The following is a 26,857-nucleotide window of genomic DNA, read 5'->3' as shown; positions in this document are numbered from 1 at the left end:
TCTACGAACCCCAGCCCGCCCCATCAGCTTGACGAAACCCATAGGGGCACCCCCCCCCGCGGCGAACTTCCGCAGGTCGGCGGTGAGCCGGTCGGCGTGGGTCGCGAAGAGGCCGTGGCCGGCGTTCTCGTACACCTCCAGGCTGGAGTTCGGCGCGAGGGCGGCGGCACGGCGGCCGGTCAGCTCGATCGGCCCGGAAGCGTCGTGGGCGCCGTGCACGACGAGCACGGGCAGATCGAGCGCGGCCATTTCGGGCGCCAGGTCGAGGGCGGCGATGATTTCCAGGACGGCGACTGCGGCGCGCGCCGTCGAGCCGTGACAGCGCCGGACCATCGTCTCGACGTACGCCTCGGAGAGGTCGTTGCGGGACGGTCCAGCGGCCGGTCGCGCCGGAAGGCCTCGGCGCCGGCCAGCATCAGTTCGTGGTGCAGCCGGGGCGCCGTCGACGGGGGCTCGTGAAGTACGGCATGGACGTCCTCCTGCGAAGGGTGCGGGATGCGGTGAGCGGGTGACGCCGTCCATGCTTCCGGCGCGGCCGGCGGGCGTCGATCACCCCCGGGGTCATGCGCCTCGGCCCGGCGCCGCGTGCGCCGGTCCGGGCCGGGTACTCGGTCGGCTCCCCCAGGACCCCGAGAGGAGCCGAAGGTGAGCAGCTCAACGGGCAGCAAGGTCGTGGTCACCGGCGCCACCGGCAACGTCGGCACGAGTGTGGTGCGCCGCCTGTCGGAGGATCCGGACGTGGCGTCGGTCCACGGGCTGGCGCGGCGGATCCCGGACTGGTCACCGCCGAAGACCGAGTGGACGGCCGTCGACCTGGCCTCGGAAGGGGCGGATCTCGCGGCGGCGTTCCGCGGGGCCGACGCGGTGGTGCATCTGGCCTGGGCGTTCCAGCCTACGCACGATCCGGCGACGACCTGGCGGACGAACGTCCTCGGCAGCCTCCGCGTCTTCGAGGCGGTGGCCGCCGCGCAGGTGCCCGTGCTGGTGCACGCGTCCTCGGTGGGCGCGTACTCGCCGGGCCCCAAGGACCGGCCGGTGGACGAGTCCTGGCCCACGCACGGCTGGCCGGACGCCGCGTACTGCCGGGAGAAGGCCTACCTGGAACGCGTCCTGGACACCTTCGAGCGCGAACGTCCGCAGACGCGGGTGGTGCGTATGCGGCCCGCGTTCCTGTTCCAGCGCGCTTCGGCCAGCGAACAGCGGCGCATCTTCGGGGGCAGGTTCCTGCCCGGACCGCTGGCCCGCCCCGAACTGCTGCCCTGTGTGCCGGACGTCCCGGGGCTGCGCATGCAGGCGCTGCACACCGACGACGCCGCCGAGGCATACCGGCTCGCCCTGCACACCGAGGTGCGCGGCCCGTTCAACCTGGCCGCCGAGCCGACCGTGGACGCGAAACTGCTCGGTGAGATGTTCGGCGCCCAGCCGGTGCGGCTGCCCCGCACGGCGGCGCGCACCGCGATCGCCGCCGCCTGGAACCTCCATCTCCTGCCCGCCTCACCGCACCTCTTCGACGCCGTCCTGCGCCTGCCGCTGATGGACTGCACCCGCGCCCGCGTCGAACTCGGCTGGCGCCCCGAGCACACGGCGCCGGAGGTGCTGGAGGAGTTCCTGCTCGGCATGCGCGAGGGAGCGGGCGCCCGGACGGAACCTCTCCGCCCCCGCAAGGCGAGCTGACGTCCACTCCCAGGTCTCGCGACGGGTGCGGATCACCCGGTCGGCCACCATGTCCATGGCCGTCTCCAGGTCCAGGGGCTCCCCGTCCGTGCCGTGCTCCCAGTCCGTGCCGTGCGGGCGGCGGACAGCACCTGGTGGGTGGCGGGCGGAGACGGTGGTGAGCTGGCGGATGGCCGAGCCCTTGAGGCAGAGCCGGCCGCGGCTGACCGGCGAGGCGGGGTCGCCCTCGATCCGCACGAGGCGGGGTCGCCCTCGATCCGCACGACCCGGTCGCCCTCGATCCGCACGACCCGGTCGCCCTCGACGTAGACCCGCTGGCCGCACCCGACGGCGCAGCAGGGGCACACGGACGGGACGACGCGGTCGGCGGTGTCGGTGCGGGGGCGGCGGTGTCGGGGCGGGGGCGCAGCCGCTCCGTGCGCGCGGACTTCGCGGCGCTCGCTGCCCCGTCCCGTGCGGTCGTCGCCGGTGAGCTGACGCAGGACGGGCCAGGAACGGGCCCGGTCGGCCATGCCCGTGCAAGGCCCCTCAGGCGTCAGGCGGTGGGTTCTTCGGGCTCGGGGCTCTCGGAGGGGCCGGTGCCCGCGGGCGGGGCGCCCTGTGGGCCGGTGCCCGCCTCGTCGGTGTCGGGGACGTCCTCGGCCCCGGCGGGCTGCTGAGGCTCGGGCTCGGCGGCGTCCCAGCGGTCGTCGCCTCCGCCGGCCTGCTGGTCCGGAAGGTCCCGCGGGACCGGTGCGCCGTTCCCGTCCGGGCTCTGGAGTCGGTGTTCGGCCACGACGTGCTCCCTTCGCGGTCGCACCGCGCCGGACGCGGGCGACAACTCCCGGACGGCGTTCGCCCGGGCGACTCGCGGGTACCTCCTGCGCGGCCCACGAAACGTGCCTGCGCAGGCCGGCCCGGGTCGGAGCAGGGCACGCGTCCGGGTCAGCGCGGGGCGCGTTCCTCCAGCACCGTCCGCCAGGCCGGCGCCGGGCCGGCGGGGGCGGGCTCGGGGCGTCGGCCGCCGCGGCCGAAGAAGTCGGCGAGCGGAAGGATCGCCGCTCCCACGGTGACCGCGTCCGGGCCGAGCCGCCCCAGCTCGACGGTGACCTTCTGGGCGGGGTGGCGCAGCGCGTACGCGGTGGCATGTCGGCGTACGGCGGGCAGGAAGCGGGCCCCGAGCTGGAGACCGGCCCAGCCGCCGATGAGGATGCGCTCGGGCTGGAAGAGGTTGATCAGGTCGGAGAGACCGGCGCCGAGGTACTCGGCGGTCTCCTCCAGGACGGCGAGCGCGACCGGGTCCGCGGCCGGCCCCGCGTCGGCGGTCGCGCCATCGTCGGGGGTCGCACCGTCCTCGGCGGGCCGGCCGGCGTCCGAGGGGTAGGCGGCGGCCAGCATCGCGGTCAGCGCGGTCTCCTCGTCGACGTCGCGCGGCGGCCGGCCGCCCTCCTCGCGCCAGCGTTCCAGCAGCGCTTCGGCGCCCGCGTACGCCTCCAGACAGCCCAGGGCGCCGCAGCGGCAGCGCCGACCCCGCACCCGGACCGTCAGATGCCCCCATTCGACGGCCCGGCCGTGTTCCACCTCCGGAGTGACCAGGCACGCTCCGACGCCCGAGCCGAAGAGGACCACCACCGCGCTGCGCGCGCCCCGGCCGCCGCCGAACCACATCTCGGCCTGGCCCAGCGTCTTCGCGCCGTTGTCGATGAAGTACGGGACGCTCTCGGGCAGGAGGGAGCTCTCGCGCAGCAGCGCCTCCAGCGGGACCGCGTCCCAGCCGATGGTCTGGCCGTGTACGACGGCGCCGCGCTCGGCGGTGTGCTCGACGATGCCCGGGACGCCGATGCCGACCCCGAGGAGCCGCTCGGGAGCGACGCCGGCCGCGGCCAGCACCTCGGCGACGCCCTCGCGTATGTGCCCGACGATCCCGTCCACCTCGTACCGGCGCTGCTCCAAAGGCCTTTCCGCGCGGGCGAGCTCGGTGAGGGTGAGATCGAACAGCTCGATCCGCACCCGGGTCTCGCCGACGTCCACGCCGATCATGTGGCCGCTGCCGGGGGCCACACGCAGCAGGATGCGGGGGCGGCCGCCGTCCGACTCGACGCTGCCGGCCTCCTCCACCAGCCCGTCGGCGACCAGGTCGGCGACGACGTTGCTGATCGAGCCCGAGCTCAGACCGGTGGCCGGCCCCAGCTCGAAGCGGCTGAGGGGCCCGTCGAAGTAGAGCCGTTGCAGCACGGCCGTGCGGTTGGCCCGCCTCAGGTCGCGTACCGTGCGCCCGTTCCGCCCCGTCATGTCGCTCCCCTCCGAGCCCTGCCCGACCTGCAACATACCTCTACGGAACGGCGGGCGCGACATCCTCCAACCCTTAGTTCACGTTGTGAGCTAAGGCAGCCGCGCGCCGGCCCTCCCGTCCGGCGCCGCGAGCGGCTCCGCGGCGACCTTCTCCCGCGCCCGGCGCAGGTGCTCGGCACCGACCGCACGCGGCCCGGCCGCCGACTGCCCGGCGCAGGTGCTCGGCACCGACCGCACGCGGCGCCGGCTGCCCGGCGCCCCTGGCCGTCCGCCGGATCCGGCTCGACGGGGGCGGGCGGTGGCCCCGTCGGCCATCCGGGCCATCGTGGGGTGGAAGAAACGTTCGAGCAGGGGAGGAAGGGGAACTGGTCTGGGGATGCAAGAAGTACGTCAGCGCGCGGCGCCGCTCGTGCGGCTGGTGCGGCGCCACCGGGAACCCGTCGTCCTCCAGGCTCTGCGGTCGGCCGCCGCGGCCTCGCTCGCCTACGTCATCGCGCTCCGCCTGAGCCCGGAGGCGCTGCCGCTCACCGCGCCGCTGACGGCGTTGCTCGTCGTCCAGGTCACCCTGTACGCGACGCTCACCAACGGCGTTCGCCGGGTGACCGCGGTGGTCGCCGGCGTCGTCGTCGCCATCGTCTTCAGCCTTCTGGTGGGGCTCACCTGGTGGAGCCTCGGTCTGCTGATCGTGGCCTCGCTGGGGGTCGGGCACCTGGTACGGGTCGACGAGTACGTCCCGGAGGTGGCGATCAGCGCCATGCTGGTGCTGGGCGTCACCACCGTCGGCGACACGGCGTGGGCGCGGGTGGTGGAGACCCTGATCGGCGCGGTCGTCGGCCTCGGCTGCAATCTGCTGCTGCCGCCGCCGGTGTGGGTGGAGGAGGCCGGCGAGTCGATCGAGGGGCTGGCGCGCCGGCTGCGCCAGCTCATGCTGCGCATCGGCGAGGAGGCCGCGGGCGGCACCCCGGCCGAGCAGGCGGCCGCCCGGCTGCACGAGGCGCGGCGGCTGGACCACGACATCGTCGAGGTGGACGCGGCCCTGCGGCAGGCGGAGGAGAGTCTGCGGCTCAACCCGCGGGTGCGGGAGGGGCTGCTGCACCGGGTGGTGCTGCGCACCGGTCTGGACACGCTGGAGATCTGCACGGTCGTGCTGCGGGTGCTGGCCCGCTCCCTCACCGACCTCGCCAAGGAGCGCGAGCCGCATCCGCTGTTCCCGCCCGCGACCGGCGAGGTCGTGGAGCAGGTGCTGTCCGAGATCGCCGACGCGGTGGTCAGCTTCGCGGTGTTGGTGACCACACACGTCAGCCTGGACGCGAACGCCGCCGAGACCCGGCTCACCGCCGAGCTGCGGCAGGCCGCCACCACCCGCGACAAGCTGGCCCAGCTGCTGCTGGAGCAGCTGCAGCACGACGCCCGCCAGTGGCAGTTGCACGGCGCGGTGCTGACCGAGGTCAACCGCATCCTCGACGAGCTGGACACCGAGCACCGCACCCAGCGGCTCCTGGAGGAGCTGGACCGCAACAGCCGCGAGCAGCGTGAGCGGCGGCCGCGGCTGTACCGGATGGGCGCGCGGCTGCGGGCCCCGGTGCGGCTGCGGCGGAACCGGGACGCCGCCGCCCGTCGTTCCAGTTGATGTGCGCGACGACGAGGGGAGCACGACGATGGCCGACACCGCCGTCCGGGTCGACGGGAACACGCTGAGGCTGCCGGGCGGGGTGGGGGTGCGGTTCATGCGCACGCTGCGGCTTCCGGAGAGCGGCACGCACGACCCGCGGCCGGGCCTCGGCGAGTTCCCGGTCCGCCGGGTGCGCGATCACGCCGACGCCGTGCCCGCCGCCTGGCCGGCGCGCGGCGGGGTGCTGCCGCCGATGTATCCGCGCGAGGCGATGTGGCTGAGCTTCGGGGGGTCGGCGGAGCCGGCGGTTCGATGCGGCAGGAGATGTACCAGGACACCCGCCCCCTCTCGCACTACACCGAGCAGCCCGCCGCCCGGGTCTTCGTGCACCTGGTGACACCCCCGCAGTGGCGCCGCATCACCGGCGAGGAGCCGCCGCCGTCGCCCGTGCCGCGTACACCCGGGCCGGACTGCCCTGGTTCGACTACTACGACGAGGACGCTTGCGACGTCGCCCCCGGCGAGGTGCTCGAGGGCGTGAAGCCGGTCGGCGACTGGCTGGGGCCCGACCCGGACCCGTGGCAGCCGCCCGTCCCCGGCCAGGTGCGGCAGCCGGGGGACCCGCCGGGCCGGCCCGTGGAGGACGGCGACTGGTAGCGCCGCCGCCCGGCCCGGGACCGGCACGGCCCGGACCGACCCTGGCCCTTTCGCGCGTGACCCGTCGCGTCCGCCTGCCGCACCTCGGCGCGCCCGCCCGGACCTCTCGCGGCACGTCCCCCTTTTGCGTTCGTCGGCCGGTCCGGGTCAAGGTGGCTGTCACGGCGGAGGCGGACGACGACCTGAGGTGCGGGCATGGGCGAGGAGACGCAAGCGGCGCGGCGGGGGTCGCCCGGTTCGCCGGGGTCCGGGAGCCGCCGGGGCTGGACGAGGCGCCGTTTCGTCGGAGCGCTCGGCGCCGCCGCCGCGGCATCGGCGTTGGCCGGCTGCGGCGCCGACGGCGACGGCGCTCCGTCCGGGGCCCGGGCGGAGCGGCGGGGCGCACCGCCCCGGCAGCCGTCGTCGTCGGCCGGTCAGCAGGCCTCGCCCGCCCCCTCGCCGGGCCCGTCCGGCGCGCGCCCGCTGTACCTGGGCACGTACACCTCCGCGCAGGGCGGCGGAGAGGGCATCGGCGTCGCCTCGTACGACCGCGCCTCGGGGCGGATCACCGGGCGGTCGACGATCACGGGCGTGCCGGACCCGTCCTACCTCGCGGTGCACCCGGACGGCGCAACGCTGTACGCGGTGAACGAACGCGAGCGGGGCGCGGTGACCGCGGTGCGGCTGGCCGACGGGAAGGTGCTGGGCAGCCGGGCCACCGGCGGGGCGGCCACCTGCCATCTGTCCGTCCACCCCGGCGGACGGTGGTTGCTGAGCGCCGACTTCGGCTCGGGCACCGTGGCCGTGCACCCGATCGAGGCCTCGGGGGCGCTGGGCGAGCGCACCGACCTGGTCGAGCACACCCGGCCGACGCCCCGCCCGGGCCAACAGGGGCCGCACGCGCACCAGTTCATAACGGCACCGGACGGCGGACACGTGCTCGCCGTCGACTTCGGCACGGACACCGTGTACAGCTACCGCCTGGACGACAGGACGGGCGTCCTCACGGAGGTCGCGCAGGCGCACACCCGGACGGGCGCCGGCCCGCGCCACCTCACCTTCCATCCCGGCGGCCGGCACGCCTACCTCGCGAACGAGGCCGACGACACGGTCGCGGTGTGCGCCTACGAGCCGTCGAGCGGCCGGCTGACGATCGGGCGGCCGCAGTCCACCGGCTCGAAAGCGGACGCCAACTACCCCGCGCAGCTGGCGGTCACGCCGGACGGCGCGTACGCCTTCCTCGCCAACCGCGGCGACGACACCGTCGCGCGCTACGCGGTCGAGGCGGCCGGCGCCCGGCTGCGGCTGCTCGGCACGACGCCGGTGGAGGGCGACTTCCCCCGGCAGATCGCGCTCTCCCCGGACGGCGGTCTGCTGTTCGCCGCCAACCAGCGCTCCGGCACGGTCAGCGTCTTCCGGGTGGACGGCGCGAGGGGCGGGCTGCGGCTCGCGGGCGAGCCGTTCGCCTCACCCGTCGCCGTCTGCGCGCTGCCACTGTAGGGCGCGGGGGCAGGACGCGGCGGCGGCCTGGGTGAGCAGGACGTGCATCCGCTCGGTGAGCTGGGCGACGTCGTCGGCGGGGGCGTGGAAGGGCAGCCGGACGTCGCCGTGGGCGCGGGCGCGCTCGACGCGCAGCGTCAGTCCGTGCCGGTCCACGGCGAGCGGCTGGACGCGCACGGCCCCGTGCAGGGCGTCCGGCGGGACGAGCCGGCTGAGCCGCTCCACCGCGTCGGGATGCGCGTCGGCGAGATGGCCGAGCAGCTGCGCCTCGGCGGTGGCGAGGGGGTCGGGCCGGGCCTGCGCGAACTCGTCGCGGGCGACGACGACCGCGCCGGTGAGCGGGGTGAACACGACGCGGGTGGCCTGGAAGGCGAGACGGTCCTCGTGGGGGGTGAACCAGCCGGCGAGCCAGAGCCGGGCGCGGATCCGGCTGCGCACCGGGACGGGCGCCACGTCGGCGAACTCCAGCACGGCGGACGGCTCGCCGCGGGGTGCGCAGATCATCGCCGTGCGCAGGGCGCTGTCCTCGGGCACGCGCAGGACCACCCGGCCGCCGTCGTCGACGGTGTGCGCGCCGACGAGCTCCTCGCGCCCGCCGTCCGCGGTCGCCGTGCAGGACCACGCTGCGGCGAGCACCGAACGGGCCCGCTCGGCGGCGGCGGGCGCCGCGGCCCAGCTCTGGCTGTCACCCATCCTGAAACCTCCTAAGGTAAGGCTTGCCTAAGCTATCGGAGATCCGGGCTCGCGCCAACCACGCCCGCCCGTGCGGACGACCGCCGCTCCGCACGCGGACAGCACGCGGGCACGCTCGCCTCCGCCCACGCCTCGGCGTTCACCCCGGGGAGGGGATGACCCCCAGCAGCGCCCTGGCGCACAACTCCCGGACCTGCTCCCGCGACAGCTCCGACCCGCGCAGCCATTCCAGGCAGACCGCCGTCGTGAACGCCAGCCAGCCGCGCACCGCGAGCCGTACGTCGGGGCGCGCCTCGACGAGCGGACCGAACTCCGGGTCCGCGCCGAGGGCGGCCAGCATCTGCTGTTCCTGTACGGCGAGCGCCCGCTGATAGACCTTCCGCACGGCCTGGTCGCCGGCGGCGTCCGCCCGGTGGAACGCCCGGTATCCGTGCGCGTGGGTCTCCACGTACTCCAGGTACGTGTCGAGACCGGACGCGAGCTGCTCGCGGACCGGAACGCCGGGCACGGCCGCCGTCATGCGCAGCATCCGCTCGCTCTCCCGCTCGACGACCGCCGCGAAGAAGTCCCGCTTGGCGGGGAAGTAGTGGTAGAGCAGTCCACGGGAGACCCCGGCGATCTCGGCGACCTGCTCGATCCACACGTCGTCGTACGGGCTCTCCGAGAACAGCCGCGCGCCGACCGACAGGAGCTGTTCCCTGCGCTCCTCGGTGCCGAGTCGGCGCCGGGTGCGCCCCTCCCCCTGGTTCGCGGCCATGGCCGCACCTTACTTGACGCCGGTTCTGCGGCGGCAGCAGACTGAGACGCGCTATTGAACCCATGTACAACATGCTCAACCTGCCGCTGCATCAAGGGAGATCGCGTCATGGCGGAGACGGGGACGGCCGCAACGGCCGGGTCGACGGGGTCCACGCCGGGCACGGCGGCGCCGGAGCCCACGGGCGCGAGGCCTGCGGCCGGGTCGGTGGCCGTGGACGCCCTGCCGAAGGGCTTTCGCAGCGCCGAGCTCGGCTGGCCCGAGCTGGAGCGCATACCGCATCCGCCGCACCGGATCCCCCTGCTCGGCGATCTCCTGGGCGCGAGCCGGCGCACCCCCCTCCAGGACTCCCTGCGCTACGCCACGGAGCTGGGGCCGATCTTCCGCCGCAAGGTGTTCGACCGGGAGTTCGTGTTCGTGGGAGGCGCTGACCTGGCCGCCGACCTGGCGGACGAGAACCGGTTCGCCAAGCACGTGGGGCTGGGCATCGCCAACCTGCGCCCGGTGGTGGGGGACGCCCTGTTCACGGCGTACAACCACGAGCCGAACTGGCAGCTGGCGCACGACGTCCTGGCGCCGGGGTTCAGCCGCGAGGCCATGGCCGCCTACCACCCGATGATGCTCGACGTGGCGGCCCGCCTCACCGGCCACTGGGACGCGGAACTGGCCGCCGGCCGGCCGGTGGACGTGCCCGGTGACATGACCAGACTGACCCTGGAGACGATCGCGCGCACCGGCTTCGGGCACGACTTCGGGTCCTTCGAGCGCACCCGGCCGCACCCCTTCGTCACCGCCATGGTGGGCACCCTCACCTACGCGCAGCGCCTGAACGCCGTGCCCTCGCCCGCCCTGCTGCGGCGGGCCACCCGCCGCAACGAGGCCGACATCGCCTTCCTCAACCGCACGGTCGACGACCTGGTGCGGGCGCGCCGGTCGGCGGGCGGCGGAGAGGGCGACCTGCTCGACCGGATGCTCGACACCGCCCACCCCGAGACGGGCGAACGGCTGTCGGCGGTGAACGTGCGCCGTCAGGTCGTCACCTTCCTGGTGGCCGGCCATGAGACGACCTCGGGCGCGCTCTCCTTCGCCCTGCACTACCTCTCCCTCAACCCGCGCATCGCGGCGCGCGCCCGGCAGGAGGTGGACCGGGTGTGGGGGAACGCGGCCTTGCCCGGCTACGCACAGGTGGCGAAGCTGCGGTACGTGCGCCGGGTGCTCGACGAGGCGCTGCGGCTGTGGCCGACGGCGCCCGCGTTCGCGCGCGAGGCCCGGGCGGACACCGTGCTGGGCGGCGAGCACCCGATGCGGCGCGGCGGCTGGGCGCTGGTCCTCACCGCCATGCTGCACCGCGACCCCGGGGTGTGGGGACCGGACGCCGAACGCTTCGACCCCGACCGCTTCGACGCCCAGGCCGTACGCGCGCGGGCCCCTCACACCTACAAGCCGTTCGGGACCGGCGCCCGGGCCTGCATCGGCCGGCAGTTCGCGCTGCACGAGGCCGTGCTGGTGCTGGGGCTGCTGCTGCGCCGGTACGAGCTGCGGCCGGACCCCGCCTACCGGCTGCGCGTCACGGAACGGCTGACGCTGATGCCGGAGGGGCTGCGGATGCACCTGGAACGGCGCACGCCCACACCGTCCGCCGGCCCGCTCGACGCGCCGGTCGACGGCCCGGCCGGCGAGGGGCGGGGCGGGGCGCAGGGTTCAGGCTCGCGCTGTCCAGTGCGCGGGGCGGGCGACTGACTCCGGCAGACGGGTGCCCGCGCTCCCCCGGGCCGCGTTCAGCTGCGGCTGGGTCAGGAAGAACGCGCCGGTCAGATCGGCGTCCGTCAGGTCGGTGTCGCGCAGGTCGGCGCCGATCAAGTCGGCTCGTCGCAGGTCCGCGCCGGTGAGGTCGGCGGCGATCAGACAGGCGCCGCGGAGGTTCGCGCCGTGCAGATCGGCGCCCTTGAGCCGGGCGCCCACCAGGTCGGCGCCCCGCCGCTCCTTCTTCTTGCACCCGGGTATGCCGGAGCGGACCAGTTCGCTGGTCCTCAGCAGCAGCGCGTTGACGTCCTGCCGGTGGGCGGGCACGTCGAGCGCGGCCAGCTCGTCCGGGGACAGCAGGGTGAGTCGGTCGGTGCGGTCCAGGACCCGGCGCAGGTCGCCGTGGAGCGGGCGGGCCGCGGGGAGGGCGAGCGCCTCGGCGAGGTACCAGAGGAGCTCATGGAGCTGGCGGACCACCGGGAACGCCTCGGCCATGCGACGGGCCTCCTCGCGCGAGGCCGTACTGCGGTCCCGGCCGCCGAAGGTGACCTGGGAGACCTTCTGCCCGGCGCCGAAGCAGTCGTAGACCGTGCAGCCGGTGAAGCCGGACTGCCGCAGCCGCGCGTGGATGCCGCAGCGGTGGTCCCGGCCCAGGTTGGGGCACGCCGTGCCGGCGGGCTTGTCGATCGCGAAGTCCGCGGACCGGGCGAAGGGCAGGGCCACGCAGCACAGCCCGAAGCAGTTCTCGCAGTCGCCGCGCAGCCCGGCCGGCTCCACCGTCATGTCTCGCATGCCGCCAGCCTACTGACCTGCCGCACTACCGGCTGAACAGCTCGAACGCCACGGCCGGCCGTCCGCCGAACCTCTCCCCCACGGCCGTCGCCGACCCGGTCAGGAACCGCCGCGCGTACGCCTCGGGCTCCTCGTCGGTCAACGCCTCGATGTAGGTGCGGTGTTCGAGCAGTGAGGCCACCGCACGCTCCAGGCCCGCGGCGGCGTCCACGGCGTGCGTGGGCGTGGTGGACCCGGCCACGGCGACCCAGCGCACGCCGTCCCAGGGCTGCAGACCCTGCTCGACGAGTTCGGGGAAGATCCAGCGGTTCCCGGCGTCCCCGGCCGCGTCGAGGACGGCGCGGCCGACGGCCACGTGGTCGGGGGTGTTCCAGGCGACCCCGCCCCAGGTGTCACGGTGGTTGAGGGTGATCACGAGTTCGGGTCGGTGCCGGCGGATCGCGGCGGCGATGTCCCGGCGCAGGGCGGGACCGTACTCGACGACGCCGTCGCGGTGGTCGAGGAACTCGACCGACGACACCCCCACCACGGCCGCGCTCGCCCGCTGCTCCCGCTCGCGCAGCGGACCGCACTCGGCGGGCGCGAGGGTGTCGATGCCCGCCTCGCCGCGGGTCGCCAGCACATAGCCGACCTCACGGCCGGCGTCGGTCCAGGCGGCTATCGCCGCGGCGCACCCGTACTCCAGGTCGTCCGGGTGCGCCACCACGGCCAGGGCACGCTGCCAGTCCTCGGGCAGGGGCTGGAGCCGGGGGATCGTCGGTTCGGTCATGCCCGCAGCCTAACCGGTGACCGGAGCGTCACACCTCGTCACGGGCGAGGGCGAGCAGGCGGTCCAGGACGCGCGGGCCGCCGGCCCGGACGCCGTCGTGTTCGAACTCGTCGGTGACCCAGGTGCGCAGCCCCCGGATCGCCCGCGCGGTGCGCAGCGAGTGGGCGGTGTCGACGTACAGGTCGTCGTGGTAGACCGCCGCAGCGACCGGTACCTCGTTGAGCGCGAGGCGGTCGGGGTCGTACAGCGTCGGCCAGTCGGTGCGGGCGGCGAGGAGTTCGGCGGTCTCGCGCAGTGGGCGCAGAGCCGGGTCGACGTCGAACATCCAGGGGTGAATCGTTTCGCCGGTGAAAAGGAGCGGGCCGTCCCCGGTGAGCGTCTTGGCGGCGTCGAACTGCGGGAACTCGGCGCGCACCCGCTCGGCCGACCAGTCGGTGGGCCGGGCCCCCTGTCCGTAGGTCGCCTCGTGGACGAGGGCGTAGAGGGGGTGTCCGGCGAAGGAGAGCTGTCCCTGCAGCTCCTCCTGGAAGGCGTCCGACAGCTCCGGGCCGCCCGGGGCGGTCACGAACGCCTCTTCGAGGAGGTGGTGGAGCCGGTGGCTTCCCTCGCCGCCGCCGAGCAGGATGCCGAGCGTCTGGAAGGCCTCGGCGGTCAGCCGGTAGCCGGTGGGGAGGATCACCTCGTGGTGCAGCAGGTGGTCGGCGATGCGGCGGGCGCGCTCGACGTCGAGCGGGTAGCGGCTGTAGTGCGCGGCGACCTTGCGTTCCATGCGCGGGTAGGCGGCGCGGTAGACGTCGTCGGCGTGGGCGTCCAGGGCGGGCAGACCGCCGGTGATCAGGGCGGCGGTCAGGCCCTCGGGGGCGAGGGAGAGGTACGTGACCGTGCAGAAGCCGCCGAAGCTCTGGCCGAGGACCGTCCAGGGGGCGCCGCCGGTGACCTCGCGGCGGATCAGCTCGCAGTCCCGGACGATGGAGTCGGCGCGGAAGTGCGCGAGGTAGTCGGCCTGTTCGGCCGGACCGCCGCGCAGCGGGAGCGTCTGGCGGTTGGCCGGAGTGGAGTGCCCGGTGCCGCGCTGGTCCAGGAGGAGGACCCGGTACTCCTCCAGCGCGCGGCCGAGCCAGGCCGGCCGGCCGACGAACCGGTGGGCGCCGAAGCCGGGGCCGCCCTGGAGGTAGAGCAGCCACGGCAGGTCCTGGTCCGCCTTGTCGCTCGCGACGACCTCACGGGCGTAGAGGCCGATCGTCTCCCCGGCCGGGTCGGCGTGGTCGAGGGGCACGGTGAAACGGCGGTCGGTGAGGACGACGCCGGGCTGACGGTAGCTGACGGACAACGCGGGCTCCCGGGACGATCGGTGTACGGACCGCGTCCCAGTTCAGCACATGTCCGGGCGGCGTCCGAGACCGGGGGATCATGAACGGCGCCGGACAGCGGCTCGGCGCGGTGCTGAACAGCCGATCAGTACGCTGCTGAACAGCGGATCAGTACGTTGCCGACATGGGGTCCGGCGCCGCGAACGGGCCGTCGGCGTGGCGCCGGTGCGCCGCTCAGCGCGCGGACAGGCTGGACCGGCGCACCACCAGCTCCGGCTGGAGCACCACGCGCCGGTGTTCGTGCGCCCGCTTCGCGCCCTCGGCGCCCTCCTCGGTCTCCTCCAGCAGCATCTCGGCGGCGAGGGCGCCCATGGTCACGGCGGGCTGCCGTACCGAGGTGAGCGGGACGGCCGCGGCGGCGGCGAACTCGATGTCGTCGTAGCCGACGATGGCGAGGTCGTCGGGGACTCCGACGCCCGCCGCGTACATGGCCTGCAGGACGCCCAGCGCGAGCAGGTCGTTGGCGCAGAACACGGCGGTCGGCCGGTCGGCGAGGCCCAGCAGCCGGGCGCCCGCGTCGCGTCCGGCGGCGACGTCGAGCCGCTCGGTGGGCAGCTCGCGCAGGCTGTCGGGGCCGAGGCCGGCCTCGGCCAGCGCGTTCAGCGCCCCGGTGCGGCGGTCGCGGACCTGGGTGAAGCCGGGCGGGCCGCTGACGTAGGCGATCGAGCGGTGCCCGGCGTCGATCAGGTGGCGCACGGCGAGCGCGCCGCCCGCGACGTCGTCCACCGACACCGAGCACTCGGCCGTGCCCTCGGAGACCCGGTCGACGAGCACGAAGGGGATGCCGTGCCGGCGGAACGACTCGATGTTGCGGCCGGTGGCGTCGGCCGGGGTGAGCAGGACCCCGCGTACCCGCTGCTCTGCGAAGAGCGACAGGTACTCGGCCTCCTCGCCGGCGCTCTCGGCGCTGTTGCAGACCATCACGCCGAGGCCGGCGTCCCGGGCGGCCCGCTCGGCGCCGCGGGCGACGTCCACGAAGAAGGGGTTGCCCATGTCGAGGACGAGCAGTCCCATGATCCGGCTGCGTCCCGCGCGCAGCTGACGGGCGGACTCGCTGCGCACGTAGCCGAGGCGGTCTATCGCCGAGAGCACCCGGGCCCGCGTCTCGGCGGCGACCGTGTCCGGGCGGTTGATGACGTTGGACACCGTGCCGACGGAGACTCCGGCGGCACGGGCGACGTCCTTGATACCCACCGACTGGGCCATCAGGCGGGAACCTCCAGGTGAACGGGGCACGGCGGGACGGCCTTCACATTACCGTCATGCCGTCGGGACCCCGGCCGAGTCGGTGCGCCGCTCATGCGGGCAGCGCGAAGTCGACGACGTGGAGCGCCGACGGGGTCGTCCCGCTGGACTTCTCCTGGTACAGGAACGACAGCGTGTTGTCGGCCCTGACCCGCAGCTCGTCGACGACGACCTCGCCGAACGCGTTGAGGCCGCTGCCGTCGAAGAGGACCGTCCAGTCGCTGTGACCGGAGGCCTTGGAGGCGCCGGCGATCCGGCCGAACGGGAAGATCGCGTAGGCGTTGTCGTACGTGTCGAGGATCAGTCTGGTGCGCTGGCTGGAGCCGAGCGCGACCGGGATCTCCGTCTTCTGCCAGCTGCCCGAGGCGTTCTTGCGCAGGTGGAAGGCGCGCCCGTTGGCGGTGCGGTCGGCGACGTAGTTCGTGGTGCACTGGCCGAAGCGGCCGGGTACGTAGCTGATGATCGCGTGCGGCCGGCCGGCGGAGTCGGTGGCCTGGCTCTCCTGGTTCATCAGGGAGTGGTCCGGGTTGAGCGCGTCCACGACGAGCCCGGCGTCGGTGACGGCGACCTTGTCGGAGCCTCCCGTGACGCCGACGACGGCGCCCGCGTCGTTGCGCCAGGTCCGGCCGCGGTCGTCGGAGTAGACGTAGCCGGTGTCGTGGTTGGTGATGCCGCCGCTCGAGCACATCACGGCGGCGTTCTGCTCGCGCCAGGTGAACAGGGAGTGCAGCCGGCCGTTGACGTCGTAGTCGATGCCGTGCAGGTACATGTTGCGGGCGGTCGAGGAGCCGTGCTCGCTGGTGTACGTGCCGGTCGAGCCGGACCACTCGCCGAGGTTCGTCCAGGCCGAGCCGTCGTACTCCGCCAGGGCGTTGCGGCCGTTGCCGGAGATGCCGGCCCGGTAGCTGAGCTGGAGCCCTCCCTCGGGGGTGGAGACGAACTGCGGGTAGGTGAACTGGCCGGTCAGCGCGAGACCGTCGAGGGTGGTCTGGACGGGGCCGAAGACCGCGGAGGTCCAGGCGGTGCTCGCCGGGGCGTCGAGGAGCCCGGCGGCCGACTTCACGTAGAAGAAGCCGTCGCTGTGGGAGTCCATGTTCAGGTGGAGCCGGCCGTCGGTCCTCGAGACGCCCAGGGAGATGACGTTGTGGGAGTCGTCGGACTTGAGCCGGTGCGCGAGCGTGACGGTGGACCAGGTGGTCCCGCCGAGGACGCGGCGGGCGACGACCGCGTTCCTGGTGGAGGTGTACCAGGCGGCGTACTGGTAGCCCTTGTAGGTCAGCAGTCCGTTCTTCTGGAAGGAGTTGTTGTTGACCAGGCCGTCGTAGGACACGAAGAACAGCGCCTGAGCGTCCAGTCGGCTGGTGGCCTTCCTGGTGACCGAGGGGCCGGGGGCGGCGGCGCGTGCGGCGCCGGCGCCGAGCACGGGGGAGGCTGCGGCGCCGGCGAGGGCGCCGGCCAGCAGGGTGCGTCGTCTCATCTCGGGGACTCCGTTGTCGGGCGAGAGCGGGGGGACGGGGGACACGGGCACGGGCGGGGGTGACGCGGCGGGGGCGGCGCCGGGGAGGGGCGTCGGCGGGCCGGGCGGGTGCGGGGGTTCAGGCGAGGTGGAAGACCTCGGTGAGCGGTTGCATGGCCTCGTCGGGCCGGGCGCCGTCGAGGGACTCGAAGAAGGAGCCCATCTGCGCCTGCCAGCGGGCGTTGACCTCGGTGGCCTCCATCGCGGCCCGGGCGGCCGCGAAGTCCTCGGTCTCCAGGTAGCCGACGAGCAGGCCGTCGTCTCTCAGGAAGAGCGAGTAGTTGTGCCAGCCGGTGGCCGAGAGAGCGTCGAGCATCTCCGGCCACACGGCGGCGTGGCGTTCGCGGTACTCGGCCAGCTTGTCCTGACGGACCTTGAGCAGGAAACACACGCGCTGCATGGAGTACCGCTCCTCGGGTGGGGGGTCGGGGCGAGGGCGCCTAGAAGTTGAACCGGTCGATGTTCTTGGCGTCGAACACGGTCGGCTTGCCGAGGCTGATCACGCCGTCCTTGCCGAGCGTGTACGTGGTGCCGCCGGCCTTGAAGGTCTCGCCCTCCTTGCCGGTGATCTGGCCCGAGACGAGCGCCACCGCGGTCTGCGCGGCGAGCGCGCCCAGCTTGGAGGGGTCCCACAGCTCGAAGGCGTCGACGGTGCCGTTCTTGACGTAGGTGCGCATGTCGTTGGGGGTGCCCAGGCCGGTCAGCTTGACCTTGCCCTTGTACTTGGAGCCCGACAGGTACTGGGCGGCCGCCTTGATGCCGACGGTGGTCGGGGAGATGATCCCCTTCAGGTTCGGGTACTGCTGGAGCAGGCCCTGGGTCTGCTGGAAGGACTGCTGGGCGTCGTCGTTGCCGTACGCGACCTTGACGAGCTTGACGTCCTTGTACTTCGGGTCCGCCAGCTCCTTCTTCATGAAGTCGATCCAGACGTTCTGGTTCGTCGCGGTCTGCGCGGCCGACAGGATGGCGATCTCGCCCTTGTAACCGATCTGCTGCGCGAGCAGCTGCACCTCGGTGCGGCCCAGGTCCTCGGCGGAGGCTTGCGAGACGAAGGCGTTGCGGCAGCCGGGGTTGGTGTCCGAGTCGTAGGTGACGACCTTGATCTGGTTGCTCATCGCCTGCTTGAGGGCGGTGCACAGGGCGCCCGGGTCCTGCGCGGACACGGCGATCCCGTCGACCTGCTGCTGGGTGAGGGTGTTGACGTACGACACCTGCCCGGAGGTGTCCGTCGCGCTCGACGGGCCGACCTCCTTGTAGCTGGAGCCGAGCTCCCTCAGGGCGGCCTCGCCGCCCTTGTCGGCGGAGGTGAAGTACGGGTTGTTGACCTGCTTGGGCAGGAAGCCGACGGTCAGGCCCTTCTTGGTGGCCGCGTTCGGGTCGGCCTTGCCGGCCGCGGCGGCCGCGCCGGTGCTCTCGTTCTTGACGTCGTCCTTGGTGGTGCCGCCGCAGGCGGTGGCGGCGAGGGCGAGCGAGGAGACGGCCGCGAGGGCCGCGCAGGCACGGCGGAGCGATGACTTGCGCATGATGGTGTGGGTCCTTTGCGAGGTGGGCGGAGCGGGTTACGGCGTCGGTGTCGGGGCAGCCGTCCGGCGGCCCGCCCGCGCGACGGAGATCTGCCGTGCGACCCGGGGGCCGAGCACGGAGACGACGAGCAGGACGCCGGTGACGACGATCTGCGACTGGGCGGAGACGTCCTGGAGGCTCATCACGTTCTGCGCCGCGCCGAGCAGGAAGACTCCCGCGATCGCGCCGCCGAGCGTGCCCTTGCCGCCGTCGAAGTCGATGCCGCCGAGGAGGACGGCCGCGATGACGGAGAGTTCGAGGCCGGTGGCGTTGTCGTAGCGGGCGCTGGCGTAGTGCAGCGCCCAGAAGATCCCGGTGAGCGAGGCCATCAGGCCGGTGACCGTGAACAGGATCAGTTTGTGCCGCTTGACCCGGACGCCGGCGAACCGGGCGGCCTCCTCGCTGGCGCCGATGGCGAACAGCGAGCGCCCGAACGGCGTGGCGTGCAGGACGACCACCGCGATCGCGAGCAGGACGACGAAGGGCAGGACGGCCTGCGGGAGGAAGGTGTCCCCGATGCGGCCGGCCGCGAAGTCCAGGTACTGGCCGGGGAAGTCGGTGACCGCGTCGGAGCCGAGCACGATCTGCGCGACGCCCCGGTAGGCGGCCAGGGTGCCGATGGTGACGGCGAGGGAGGGCAGGCCGAGCCGGGTCACCAGCAGGCCGTTGACGAGCCCGCAGACCACGCCGAGCAGCAGGCAGACGGGGATGATCGCCTCGATCGTCATGCCCTGGTTCCACAGCGCCCCCATCACCGCGCCGGACAGACCGGCCGTGGAGGCGACCGACAGGTCGATCTCGCCGGAGACGACCAGAAGGGTCATGGGCAGGGCGACCAGCGCGATCGGCAGGGTGTTGCCGATCAGGAAGGACAGGTTCAGCGCGTTGCCGAAGCCGTCGACGAAGGTGAAGGAGAACAGGAGCAGGACGATCAGGAGGGCGCCGACGACCCCGTCCCATCTGAGGGCGGACCAGCGGATCGCGCGGGTGAACGACTCAGGCATCGTGAGCGTCTCCCTTCTTGACGGGGGTCTGCACGGCGGCGGCGGTCCTGGCCGCGGCCGCCTTCTTCTTCAGCGCGGACGCCACCCGGACGGCCACGATCCGGTCGATGGCGATGGCCAGCAGGAGCAGCACGCCGTTGATGGCGAGCACCCAGACCGAGCTGACGCCGAGGGCGGGCAGGACGCTGTTGATGGAGGTGAGCAGCAGGGCGCCGAGGGCTGCGCCGTAGACGCTGCCGGAGCCGCCGGTGAACACCACGCCGCCGACGACGACCGCGCTGACGACGGTCAGTTCGTAGCCGTTGCCCGTGCTGGAGTCGACGTTGCCGAACCGGGCCAGGTACATGGCGCCGGCGAGGCCGGCGAGGCCGCCGCAGAAGGTGTAGGCGGCCAGGATCCGCTTGCGGACCGGGATGCCGGCGAGGCGGGCGGCCTCCGGGTTGGAGCCGAGCGCGTACAGCTCGCGCCCGCTGCCGAAGTGCTTGAGGAAGTACGCGGTGGCGACGAGGACGGCGAGCGCGATCAGCGCGAGCCACGGCACCGCCGACAGACCTCCGGAGCCGAAGTCGACGAAGGAGTTCGGCAGGTCGGCCGCGGTGATCTGGCGGGAGCCGACCCAGATGGAGTCGATGCCGCGGATGATGTACAGCGTGCCGAGGGTGACGACGAGGGCGGGCACCTGGCCGAGGCTGACCAGCAGGCCGTTGAGGAGCCCGAAGGCGACGCCCAAGAGGACGGCCAGCGCGATCGCGATCACCGGGTCGCCGCCGCCGTGCAGATACGTGCCGGCGGCGAAGGCGCTGACGCCGAGGGTGGAGCCGACCGACAGGTCGACGTTGCGGGTGATGACGACCAGCGACTGGCCGGTGGCGACCAGCACCAGGATGGTCGCGTTGAGCAGGAGGTCCTTGACGCCCTGCTCGGACAGGAACGCGCTGTTGCCGGCCTGGGTGACGGCGATCATCGCCAGGAAGACCACCAGGATGGCGAGTTCGCGCATCTTGAACACGCGGTCGACGAGGCGGGTGCCGCTGGAGCGGGGCGCCTCGGCGACGGGGGCCTGTTCGGGAGTGGTCACCGTCATGCGGCGGCCCTCCCGGTGGCTGCGGCCATCACGGTTTCCTCGGTGGCGTCGGAGCGGGGGATCTCGGCGGCGAGCCGGCCCTCGTGCATCACCAGCACGCGGTCGGCCATGCCGAGGATCTCGGGCAGGTCGGAGGAGATCATCAGGACGGCGACCCCGTCGGCGGCCAGCTCGGACAGCAGCCGGTGCACCTCGGCCTTGGTGCCGACGTCGATGCCGCGCGTCGGCTCGTCGACGATCAGCACCTGGGGGCCGGTGGCGAGCCACTTGGCGAGGACGACCTTCTGCTGGTTGCCGCCGGAGAGCGTGTCGACGGTGTCGGCGAGCCTGGCGTACTTCACCTGGAGCCTGACCGCCCAGTCGAGGGAGCGGCTGCGCTCGGCGCCGCGGTCCATCAGGCCGGCCCGGACCGTGGTGCGCAGGCCGGTGAGGCCGATGTTGCGCTCGATGGACATGTCCATCACCAGGCCTTGGGCGCGCCGGTCCTCGGGGACCAGGGCGAGGCCGGCGGCCATGGCGGTGGAGGGGGCGCCGTTGGTGAGCCGGCGGCCGTGCACGAAGACCTCACCCGCGTCCCAGCGGTCGATGCCGAAGACCGCGCGGGCGACCTCGGTGCGGCCGGCGCCGACGAGTCCGGCGAGGCCGACGATCTCGCCGTGCCGCACGTCGAAGGAGACGTCGGTGAAGACGCCCTCGCGGGTCAGCCGGCGGACGCTGAGGGCGACCTCGCCCGGTGTCACGTCCTGCTTGGGGTAGAGCTCGTCGAGGTCGCGGCCGACCATCCGGCGGACCAGGTCGTCCTCGGTCATGCCCTCGACCGGCTCGCTGGCGATCCACGCGCCGTCGCGCAGGGTGGTCACCCGGCGGCAGATCTCGAAGATCTCCTCCAGCCGGTGCGAGATGAACAGAACGGCCGCGCCCTGGTCGCGCAGGGTGCGCACCACGCCGAAGAGGCGGGCGACCTCGCTGCCGGTGAGGGCCGCGGTCGGCTCGTCCATGATCAGGACGCGGGCGTCGAAGGAGAGCGCCTTGGCGATCTCGACGATCTGCTGGTCGGCGATGGACAGGCCGCTCGCCGGGCGGTCGGGGTCGAGGTCGACCCCGAGGCGCTTCATCAGGGCGGCGGTGGCCGCGTGGGTGGCCTTGTGGTCGATGCGGCCGAAGGCGCGCCGGGGCCGGCGGCCCATGAAGATGTTCTCGGCGATCGACAGATCGGGGAAGAGCATGGGCTCCTGGTAGATCACGGCGATGCCGGCGTCGCGGGCGTCGCCGGGACCGTGGAAGACGACGGGCTCACCGTCGAGCAGCACCCGGCCGGCGTCCGGTCGGTGCACCCCCGCGAGGGTCTTGATCAGGGTCGACTTGCCCGCGCCGTTCTCCCCGGCGAGGGCGTGGACCTCGCCGGGGAACAGCTCCAGGGAGACGCCCCGCAGGGCGCGTACGGCGCCGAAGGACTTGGTCACGTCCCTCAGTGCCAGCACCGGGGCCGGTCCCGTGTCGGACGGGTGGGTCATGGGTGGCTCCTCGACGACGTCCGCGAACCGACACCCACCGGGGGCCGTCACGACGTCGTGAAAGGTTTCAACTGGATTGCCGGGACGTTAGGCATGGGGGCCATGTCACGTCAATGGGTGCGTCTCGAAAAGTTTTCGATAGCCGAAGGTCACGCGGCGGTCACGGACAACAAGCCAGGCCCGGGGGCTTGACACTCCCCCGGTGGGCTCATAGCTTCCCGTTCTGAATCGTTTCATCAACAGCGTTTCCAGAAGCGTCCTCGGAAGGCTCTGGCAGCCGCTGCGGATGTTCTTCCGGACCGATGTCACAGGAGCCCGAAGTGACCGACCTCGCAGCGGTGAAGGCCGCGCTGAAGACCCAGGCCGTCGAGACACCGTCGTGGGCGTACGGGAACTCGGGGACCCGGTTCAAGGTGTTCGCCCAGCCGGGCGTCCCCCGCACCCCGCAGGAGAAGCTGGACGACGCCGCACAGGTGCACGCCTTCACCGGCGTGGCCCCGACCGTCGCGCTGCACATCCCCTGGGACGAAGTGGAGGACTACTCCGCACTTGCGAAACACGCCGAAGACCGGGGCGTGAAGCTCGGGGCGATCAACTCCAACACCTTCCAGGACGACGCCTACAAGCTCGGCAGCATCTGCCACCCGGAGGCGGCGGTACGGCGCAAGGCGCTCGACCATCTGCTGGAGTGCGTCGACATCATGGACGCGACGGGCTCCGCCGATCTGAAGCTGTGGTTCGCCGACGGGACCAACTATCCCGGCCAGGACGACCTGCGGGCGCGGCAGGACCGGCTGTCAGAGGGCCTGGCCGAGGTGTACGCGCGGCTCGGGGACGGGCAGCGGATGCTCCTGGAGTACAAGTTCTTCGAGCCGGCCTTCTACTCCACGGACGTGCCGGACTGGGGGACGGCGTACGCGCACTGTCTGAAGCTGGGCCCGAAGGCGCAGGTGGTGGTCGACACCGGCCACCACGCGCCAGGGACCAACATCGAGTTCATCGTCGCCACGCTGCTGCGCGAGGGGAAGCTCGGCGGATTCGACTTCAACTCGCGCTTCTACGCCGACGACGACCTCATGGTCGGCGCCGCCGACCCCTTCCAGCTGTTCCGGATCATGTACGAGGTGGTGCGCGGGGGCGGGTTCGGCTCCGAGGTGGCGTTCATGCTCGACCAGTGCCACAACATCGAGGCGAAGATCCCGGCGATCATCCGGTCCGTGATGAACGTGCAGGAGGCGACGGCCAAGGCGCTGCTCGTCGACCGGTCCGCGCTCGGTGCCGCGCAGGCTTCCGGGGACGTGCTGGAGGCCAACGCGGTGCTGATGGACGCGTACAACACGGACGTGCGGCCGCTGTTGCGGGAGGTGCGGGAGGAGATGGGGCTGGACCCCGAGCCCATGGTGGCGTACCGGGCGTCCGGGTACGCCGAGAAGATCGTCGCCTCGCGGGTCGGCGGGGAGCAGGCGGGTTGGGGCGCGTAGGCGTCCGCCGTCACCTGTCCGTCGCGGACTGCGGGCCCGTCGCGGCTGGTCGCGCAGTTCCCCGCGCCCCCTCGGGGCGCGCTCCGTCACCCGCGTTCGAGAAGTGAGGAAACTGCATGTCCACCCATCCCGAAGCAGCCGCCCTGCTCGCCCGGTCCCACCGGCTGGGCGCCGACCCCCGCAACACCAACTACGCCGGCGGGAACGCCTCCGCCAAGGGCGTCGACACCGACCCCGTCACCGGCGGGGACGTCGAGCTGATGTGGGTGAAGGGGTCGGGCGGCGACCTCGGCACCCTGACCGAGGCGGGGCTGGCCGTGCTGCGGCTGGACCGGCTGCGCGGGCTCGTCGACGTGTACCCGGGCGTCGAGGGCGAGGACGAGATGGTCGCCGCGTTCGACTACTGCCTGCACGGCAAGGGCGGGGCGGCTCCGTCCATCGACACCGCCATGCACGGGCTCGTCGACGCCGCCCATGTCGACCACCTGCACCCGGACTCCGGGATCGCGCTCGCCTGCGCGGCGGACGGGGAGAAGCTGACCGCCGAGTGCTTCGGGGACTCGGTCGCCTGGGTGCCGTGGCGGCGGCCCGGCTTCCAGCTCGGCCTGGACATCGCGGCCGTCAAGGAGGCCAACCCGCGGGCGATCGGCGTGGTGCTGGGCGGCCACGGGATCACCGCCTGGGGCGACACGGCCGAGGAGTGCGAGCGCAACTCGCTGCACGTCATCCGCACCGCGGAGGCCTTCCTCGCGGAGCGGGGGAAGGCCGAGCCCTTCGGACCGCTCGTCGCCGGTTACGAGGCGCTGGCCGAGGACGAGCGCCGGCGGCGGGCCGCCGCGCTCGCCCCGCACGTACGGGCGATCGCCTCCCAGGACCGGCCGCAGGTCGGGCACTTCACCGACTCCGAGGCCGTGCTGGACTTCCTGGCGCGGGCCGAGCACCCCCGGCTCGCGGCGCTCGGCACCTCCTGCCCGGACCACTTCCTGCGCACCAAGGTGCGCCCGCTCGTCCTGGACCTGCCGCCCACCGCCGCGGTGGCGGACGCGGTCGCCCGGCTGGCGGAGCTGCACGCCGAGTACCGCGAGGAGTACGCCGCCTACTACGCGCGGCACGCCGAGCCCGGCTCGCCCGCGATGCGCGGCGCCGACCCGGCGATCGTGCTGGTGCCGGGCGTGGGCATGTTCTCCTTCGGCAAGGACAAGCAGACGGCCCGGGTCGCCGGCGAGTTCTACGTCAACGCGATCAACGTGATGCGCGGCGCCGAGTCGGTGTCGTCGTACGCGCCGATCGAGGAGTCGGAGAAGTTCCGCATCGAGTACTGGGCGCTCGAAGAGGCCAAGCTGCAGCGGATGCCGAAGCCGAAGCCGCTGGCCACCCGGGTGGCCCTGGTCACCGGCGGCGGCAGCGGGATCGGCAGGGCGATCGCGCACCGGCTGTCCGCCGAGGGCGCCTGCGTCGTCGTCGCCGACCTGAACGCCGAGAACGCGGCCGCCGTCGCCGAGGAGCTGGGCGGGGCCGACCGGGCCGTCGCCGTCACCGTCGACGTGACGGACGAGGAGCAGATCGCCCGCGCCTTCGAGTCCGCCGCGCTCGCCTTCGGCGGGGTCGACCTGGTGGTCAACAACGCCGGCATCTCCATCTCCAAGCCGCTGCTGGAGACCTCGGCCCGGGACTGGGACCTGCAGCACGACATCATGGCCCGCGGCTCCTTCCTCGTGTCGCGGGAGGCGGCCCGGGTGATGATCGCCCAGCGGCTGGGCGGCGACATCGTCTACATCGCGTCGAAGAACGCCGTCTTCGCCGGCCCGAACAACATCGCCTACTCCGCCACCAAGGCCGACCAGGCCCACCAGGTGCGGCTGCTCGCCGCCGAGCTGGGCGAGCACGGCATCCGCGTCAACGGGGTCAACCCCGACGGCGTCGTGCGCGGGTCCGGCATCTTCGCCGGCGGCTGGGGCGCGCAGCGCGCGGCCGTGTACGGGGTGGAGGAGGACAAGCTGGGCGAGTTCTACGCGCAGCGCACCATCCTCAAGCGCGAGGTGCTGCCCGAGCACGTCGCCAACGCCGTGTTCGCGCTCACCGGCGGCGAGCTCACCCACACCACCGGGCTGCACGTCCCCGTCGACGCGGGTGTGGCGGCCGCTTTCCTCCGGTGACGGCCGTGAAGGCGTACGCCGCCGTCGACCTCGGTGCGTCGAGCGGGCGCGTCATGGTCGGCCGGGTCGGCCCGGACTCGCTGGAGCTGACCGAGGCCCACCGCTTCCCCAACCGGCCGGTCCGGGTGCCGGAGGGGCTGCGCTGGGATGTGCTGTCCCTGTACGCGGGCGTGCTGGACGGGCTGCGGGCGGCCGGTCGGGTGGACTCCGTCGGCATCGACAGCTGGGCCGTGGACTACGGCCTGCTGGACGCCGACGGGGCCCTGCTGGGCAACCCGGTCCACTACCGGGACGCGCGGACCGAGGGCGTCGCCGAGAAGGTGTGGGCCACCGTGCCGGCGGCCGAGCTGTACGCGGCGACGGGCCTGCAGTACGCGCCCTTCAACACCCTGTACCAGCTTTCGGCCGCGGCTTCCACGTCCCAACTGGCGCAGGCGCGAAGGTTGTTGCTCATTCCCGACCTGCTGGCCTACTGGCTGACGGGCGAGCAGGGCACCGAGCTGACCAACGCCTCGACCACCCAGCTGATCGACCCCCGCACGGGCGACTGGTCCCGCGACGTCGCCGCGCGGCTCGGCATCGACCTGGCGCTGTTCGCGCCGCTGCGCCGGCCCGGCGAGCCGGCGGGGCTGCTGCGGTCGTCGGTGCTGGAGGAGACGGGACTGACCGGCCCGGTTCCGGTGACCACGGTCGGCTCGCACGACACCGCGTCCGCCGTGGCCGCCGTCCCGGCGGTCGGCGAGCGCTTCGCCTACATCTGCACCGGCACCTGGTCGCTGGCCGGCCTGGAGCTGACGGCGCCCGTGCTCACCGAGGACAGCCGCGCCGCCAACTTCACCAACGAGCTGGGCCTGGACGGCACGGTCCGCTATCTGCGCAACATCATGGGCCTGTGGCTGCTCCAGGAGTGCGTGCGGGACTGGGGCGACCCGGACCTGGGCGGACTGCTGCGCGACGCGGCGGCCGTGCCCGCGCTGCGGTCGGTCGTCGACGCGGGCGACGCCGTCTTCCTCGCGCCCGGGCGGATGCCGGAGCGGATCGCGCAGGCGTGCCGGGCGTCGGGCCAGCCGGTTCCGCGCACACCCGGTGAGATCACCCGCTGCATCCTCGACTCCCTGGCCCTGGCGCACCGGCGGGCGGTCGCCGACGCCCGGCGCCTGGCGGACCACCCCGTCGACGTCGTGCACGTCGTCGGCGGCGGGACCCGCAACGCGCTGCTGTGCCAGCTGACCGCCGACGCCTGTGGGCTGCCTGTGGTGGCCGGCCCCACCGAGGCGGCCGCGCTCGGCAACGTGCTGGTCCAGGCCCGGGCGCACGGGCTGGTCGGCGAGCGCGCCGACATGCGCCGGCTGCTGGGCCGCACGCAGCCCCTGACACGCTACGAGCCGCAGGGCGACGCCGAGCGGTGGCGGGAGGCGGAGGCCCGGCTCGGCGCGCGTTGAGCCGGGGCCTCCCCCGGACCGCCGAGCCGGACTACC

22 protein-coding genes and 2 pseudogenes are annotated in these 26,857 nt (G+C 73.5%); 8 read left to right on the top strand and 16 right to left on the bottom strand.

Translation table 11 applies throughout. The features are described from left to right. Nucleotides 1–333: alpha/beta fold hydrolase (locus ACFVYK_RS18145; RefSeq protein ID WP_389774736.1), on the bottom strand; the 333-nt coding region annotated here is incomplete at its 3' end. Between the two features lie 312 nt (nucleotides 334–645). Here ACFVYK_RS18145 and ACFVYK_RS18140 point away from each other — a divergent pair. Further along, nucleotides 646–1,674 (top strand): SDR family oxidoreductase, encoded by a 1,029-nt coding sequence (locus ACFVYK_RS18140; protein ID WP_389774733.1) that lies wholly within the window; start codon nucleotides 646–648, stop codon nucleotides 1,672–1,674. 3 nt (nucleotides 1,675–1,677) lie between these two features. Here ACFVYK_RS18140 and ACFVYK_RS18135 read toward each other — a convergent pair. The 3 genes and pseudogenes from ACFVYK_RS18135 to ACFVYK_RS18125 form a co-directional block, all read right to left on the bottom strand. Then, nucleotides 1,678–2,186 (bottom strand): annotated as a pseudogene (locus tag ACFVYK_RS18135) (hypothetical protein); the annotation flags it as partial. A 23-nt stretch (nucleotides 2,187–2,209) separates the two neighbouring features. Continuing rightward, nucleotides 2,210–2,449: a hypothetical protein gene (locus ACFVYK_RS18130; RefSeq protein WP_389774731.1), complete on the bottom strand. Its 240-nt coding sequence runs from the start codon at nucleotides 2,447–2,449 to the stop codon at nucleotides 2,210–2,212. 149 nt (nucleotides 2,450–2,598) lie between these two features. After that, on the bottom strand, nucleotides 2,599–3,945 hold the full coding sequence (locus ACFVYK_RS18125) for an ROK family protein (RefSeq protein ID WP_389774729.1): 1,347 nt from the start codon (nucleotides 3,943–3,945) through the stop codon (nucleotides 2,599–2,601). A gap of 376 nt (nucleotides 3,946–4,321) precedes the next feature. Between ACFVYK_RS18125 and ACFVYK_RS18120 the strand changes: the two genes are divergently transcribed. The 3 genes and pseudogenes from ACFVYK_RS18120 to ACFVYK_RS18110 all read left to right on the top strand — a co-directional run bounded on the left by ACFVYK_RS18120 (nucleotide 4,322) and on the right by ACFVYK_RS18110 (nucleotide 7,692). Then, entirely contained in the window at nucleotides 4,322–5,575 is a 1,254-nt protein-coding gene (locus tag ACFVYK_RS18120; protein ID WP_389774727.1) for an aromatic acid exporter family protein, read from the top strand. Between the two features lie 28 nt (nucleotides 5,576–5,603). Then, a pseudogene (locus ACFVYK_RS18115) lies at nucleotides 5,604–6,213 on the top strand (hypothetical protein). Between the two features lie 195 nt (nucleotides 6,214–6,408). Beyond that, nucleotides 6,409–7,692 carry a lactonase family protein gene (locus tag ACFVYK_RS18110; RefSeq protein WP_389774725.1) on the top strand — a complete coding sequence of 428 codons (1,284 nt, stop codon included), beginning with the start codon at nucleotides 6,409–6,411 and terminating at the stop codon, nucleotides 7,690–7,692. Here ACFVYK_RS18110 and ACFVYK_RS18105 read toward each other — a convergent pair. Both ACFVYK_RS18105 and ACFVYK_RS18100 read right to left on the bottom strand, forming a co-directional pair. After that, nucleotides 7,660–8,385, bottom strand: a complete 726-nt coding sequence (locus ACFVYK_RS18105) for a DUF2470 domain-containing protein (protein WP_389774722.1) — start codon at nucleotides 8,383–8,385, stop codon at nucleotides 7,660–7,662. The genes ACFVYK_RS18110 and ACFVYK_RS18105 overlap by 33 nt on opposite strands. Before the next feature lie 139 nt (nucleotides 8,386–8,524). Further along, nucleotides 8,525–9,142 carry a TetR/AcrR family transcriptional regulator gene (locus tag ACFVYK_RS18100; protein WP_389774719.1) on the bottom strand — a complete coding sequence of 206 codons (618 nt, stop codon included), beginning with the start codon at nucleotides 9,140–9,142 and terminating at the stop codon, nucleotides 8,525–8,527. Between the two features lie 108 nt (nucleotides 9,143–9,250). Between ACFVYK_RS18100 and ACFVYK_RS18095 the strand changes: the two genes are divergently transcribed. After that, complete coding sequence (locus ACFVYK_RS18095) at nucleotides 9,251–10,882, top strand: cytochrome P450 (RefSeq protein ID WP_389774716.1); 1,632 nt, start codon at nucleotides 9,251–9,253, stop codon at nucleotides 10,880–10,882. Here the strand turns inward: ACFVYK_RS18095 and ACFVYK_RS18090 are convergent. The 10 genes from ACFVYK_RS18090 to ACFVYK_RS18045 all read right to left on the bottom strand — a co-directional run bounded on the left by ACFVYK_RS18090 (nucleotide 10,844) and on the right by ACFVYK_RS18045 (nucleotide 21,742). Continuing rightward, nucleotides 10,844–11,677, bottom strand: a complete 834-nt coding sequence (locus ACFVYK_RS18090) for a pentapeptide repeat-containing protein (RefSeq protein WP_389774713.1) — start codon at nucleotides 11,675–11,677, stop codon at nucleotides 10,844–10,846. The two genes, ACFVYK_RS18095 and ACFVYK_RS18090, sit on opposite strands and share 39 nt — an antisense overlap. Before the next feature lie 25 nt (nucleotides 11,678–11,702). Further along, nucleotides 11,703–12,446 carry a PIG-L deacetylase family protein gene (locus ACFVYK_RS18085; RefSeq protein ID WP_389774710.1) on the bottom strand — a complete coding sequence of 248 codons (744 nt, stop codon included), beginning with the start codon at nucleotides 12,444–12,446 and terminating at the stop codon, nucleotides 11,703–11,705. Between the two features lie 28 nt (nucleotides 12,447–12,474). Beyond that, entirely contained in the window at nucleotides 12,475–13,776 is a 1,302-nt protein-coding gene (locus ACFVYK_RS18080) for an alpha/beta fold hydrolase (RefSeq protein ID WP_389774709.1), read from the bottom strand. Nucleotides 13,777–13,990: 214 nt separating this feature from the next. After that, entirely contained in the window at nucleotides 13,991–15,022 is a 1,032-nt protein-coding gene (locus ACFVYK_RS18075) for a LacI family DNA-binding transcriptional regulator (protein ID WP_389774706.1), read from the bottom strand. Nucleotides 15,023–15,113: 91 nt separating this feature from the next. Continuing rightward, complete coding sequence (locus ACFVYK_RS18070; RefSeq protein ID WP_389774704.1) at nucleotides 15,114–16,538, bottom strand: BNR repeat-containing protein; 1,425 nt, start codon at nucleotides 16,536–16,538, stop codon at nucleotides 15,114–15,116. A gap of 118 nt (nucleotides 16,539–16,656) precedes the next feature. Continuing rightward, nucleotides 16,657–16,977: an L-rhamnose mutarotase gene (locus ACFVYK_RS18065; RefSeq protein ID WP_389774701.1), complete on the bottom strand. Its 321-nt coding sequence runs from the start codon at nucleotides 16,975–16,977 to the stop codon at nucleotides 16,657–16,659. A gap of 40 nt (nucleotides 16,978–17,017) precedes the next feature. Continuing rightward, nucleotides 17,018–18,100 carry a rhamnose ABC transporter substrate-binding protein gene (gene rhaS / locus ACFVYK_RS18060; protein WP_389774698.1) on the bottom strand — a complete coding sequence of 361 codons (1,083 nt, stop codon included), beginning with the start codon at nucleotides 18,098–18,100 and terminating at the stop codon, nucleotides 17,018–17,020. 36 nt (nucleotides 18,101–18,136) lie between these two features. Further along, nucleotides 18,137–19,144: an ABC transporter permease gene (locus ACFVYK_RS18055; protein ID WP_389774696.1), complete on the bottom strand. Its 1,008-nt coding sequence runs from the start codon at nucleotides 19,142–19,144 to the stop codon at nucleotides 18,137–18,139. Continuing rightward, nucleotides 19,137–20,228: an ABC transporter permease gene (locus ACFVYK_RS18050; RefSeq protein ID WP_389774694.1), complete on the bottom strand. Its 1,092-nt coding sequence runs from the start codon at nucleotides 20,226–20,228 to the stop codon at nucleotides 19,137–19,139. Before ACFVYK_RS18050 ends, ACFVYK_RS18055 begins: the two co-directional genes overlap by 8 nt. Next, the gene (locus tag ACFVYK_RS18045; RefSeq protein ID WP_389774692.1) at nucleotides 20,225–21,742 is read right to left on the bottom strand and encodes a sugar ABC transporter ATP-binding protein; all 1,518 of its coding nucleotides are present in this window, start codon (nucleotides 21,740–21,742) and stop codon (nucleotides 20,225–20,227) included. The genes ACFVYK_RS18050 and ACFVYK_RS18045 overlap by 4 nt, the downstream gene beginning before the upstream one ends. A gap of 320 nt (nucleotides 21,743–22,062) precedes the next feature. On the opposite strand from ACFVYK_RS18045, the gene rhaI reads away from it, so the two are divergent. The 3 genes from rhaI (at nucleotide 22,063) to ACFVYK_RS18030 (ending at nucleotide 26,821) form a co-directional block, all read left to right on the top strand. Beyond that, nucleotides 22,063–23,223 carry an L-rhamnose isomerase gene (rhaI, locus tag ACFVYK_RS18040; RefSeq protein WP_389774690.1) on the top strand — a complete coding sequence of 387 codons (1,161 nt, stop codon included), beginning with the start codon at nucleotides 22,063–22,065 and terminating at the stop codon, nucleotides 23,221–23,223. A gap of 116 nt (nucleotides 23,224–23,339) precedes the next feature. After that, nucleotides 23,340–25,379 carry a bifunctional aldolase/short-chain dehydrogenase gene (locus tag ACFVYK_RS18035; protein WP_389774687.1) on the top strand — a complete coding sequence of 680 codons (2,040 nt, stop codon included), beginning with the start codon at nucleotides 23,340–23,342 and terminating at the stop codon, nucleotides 25,377–25,379. Nucleotides 25,380–25,384: 5 nt separating this feature from the next. After that, complete coding sequence (locus ACFVYK_RS18030) at nucleotides 25,385–26,821, top strand: rhamnulokinase family protein (protein ID WP_389774685.1); 1,437 nt, start codon at nucleotides 25,385–25,387, stop codon at nucleotides 26,819–26,821. Nucleotides 26,822–26,857 lie beyond the last annotated feature (36 nt).

This window comes from Streptomyces sp. NPDC058291, from assembly GCF_042880855.1.
GTDB lineage: Bacteria > Actinomycetota > Actinomycetes > Streptomycetales > Streptomycetaceae > Streptomyces.
Note: the sequence above shows the minus strand (reverse complement) of the source record. Positions and strands in the feature narration are given on the sequence as shown.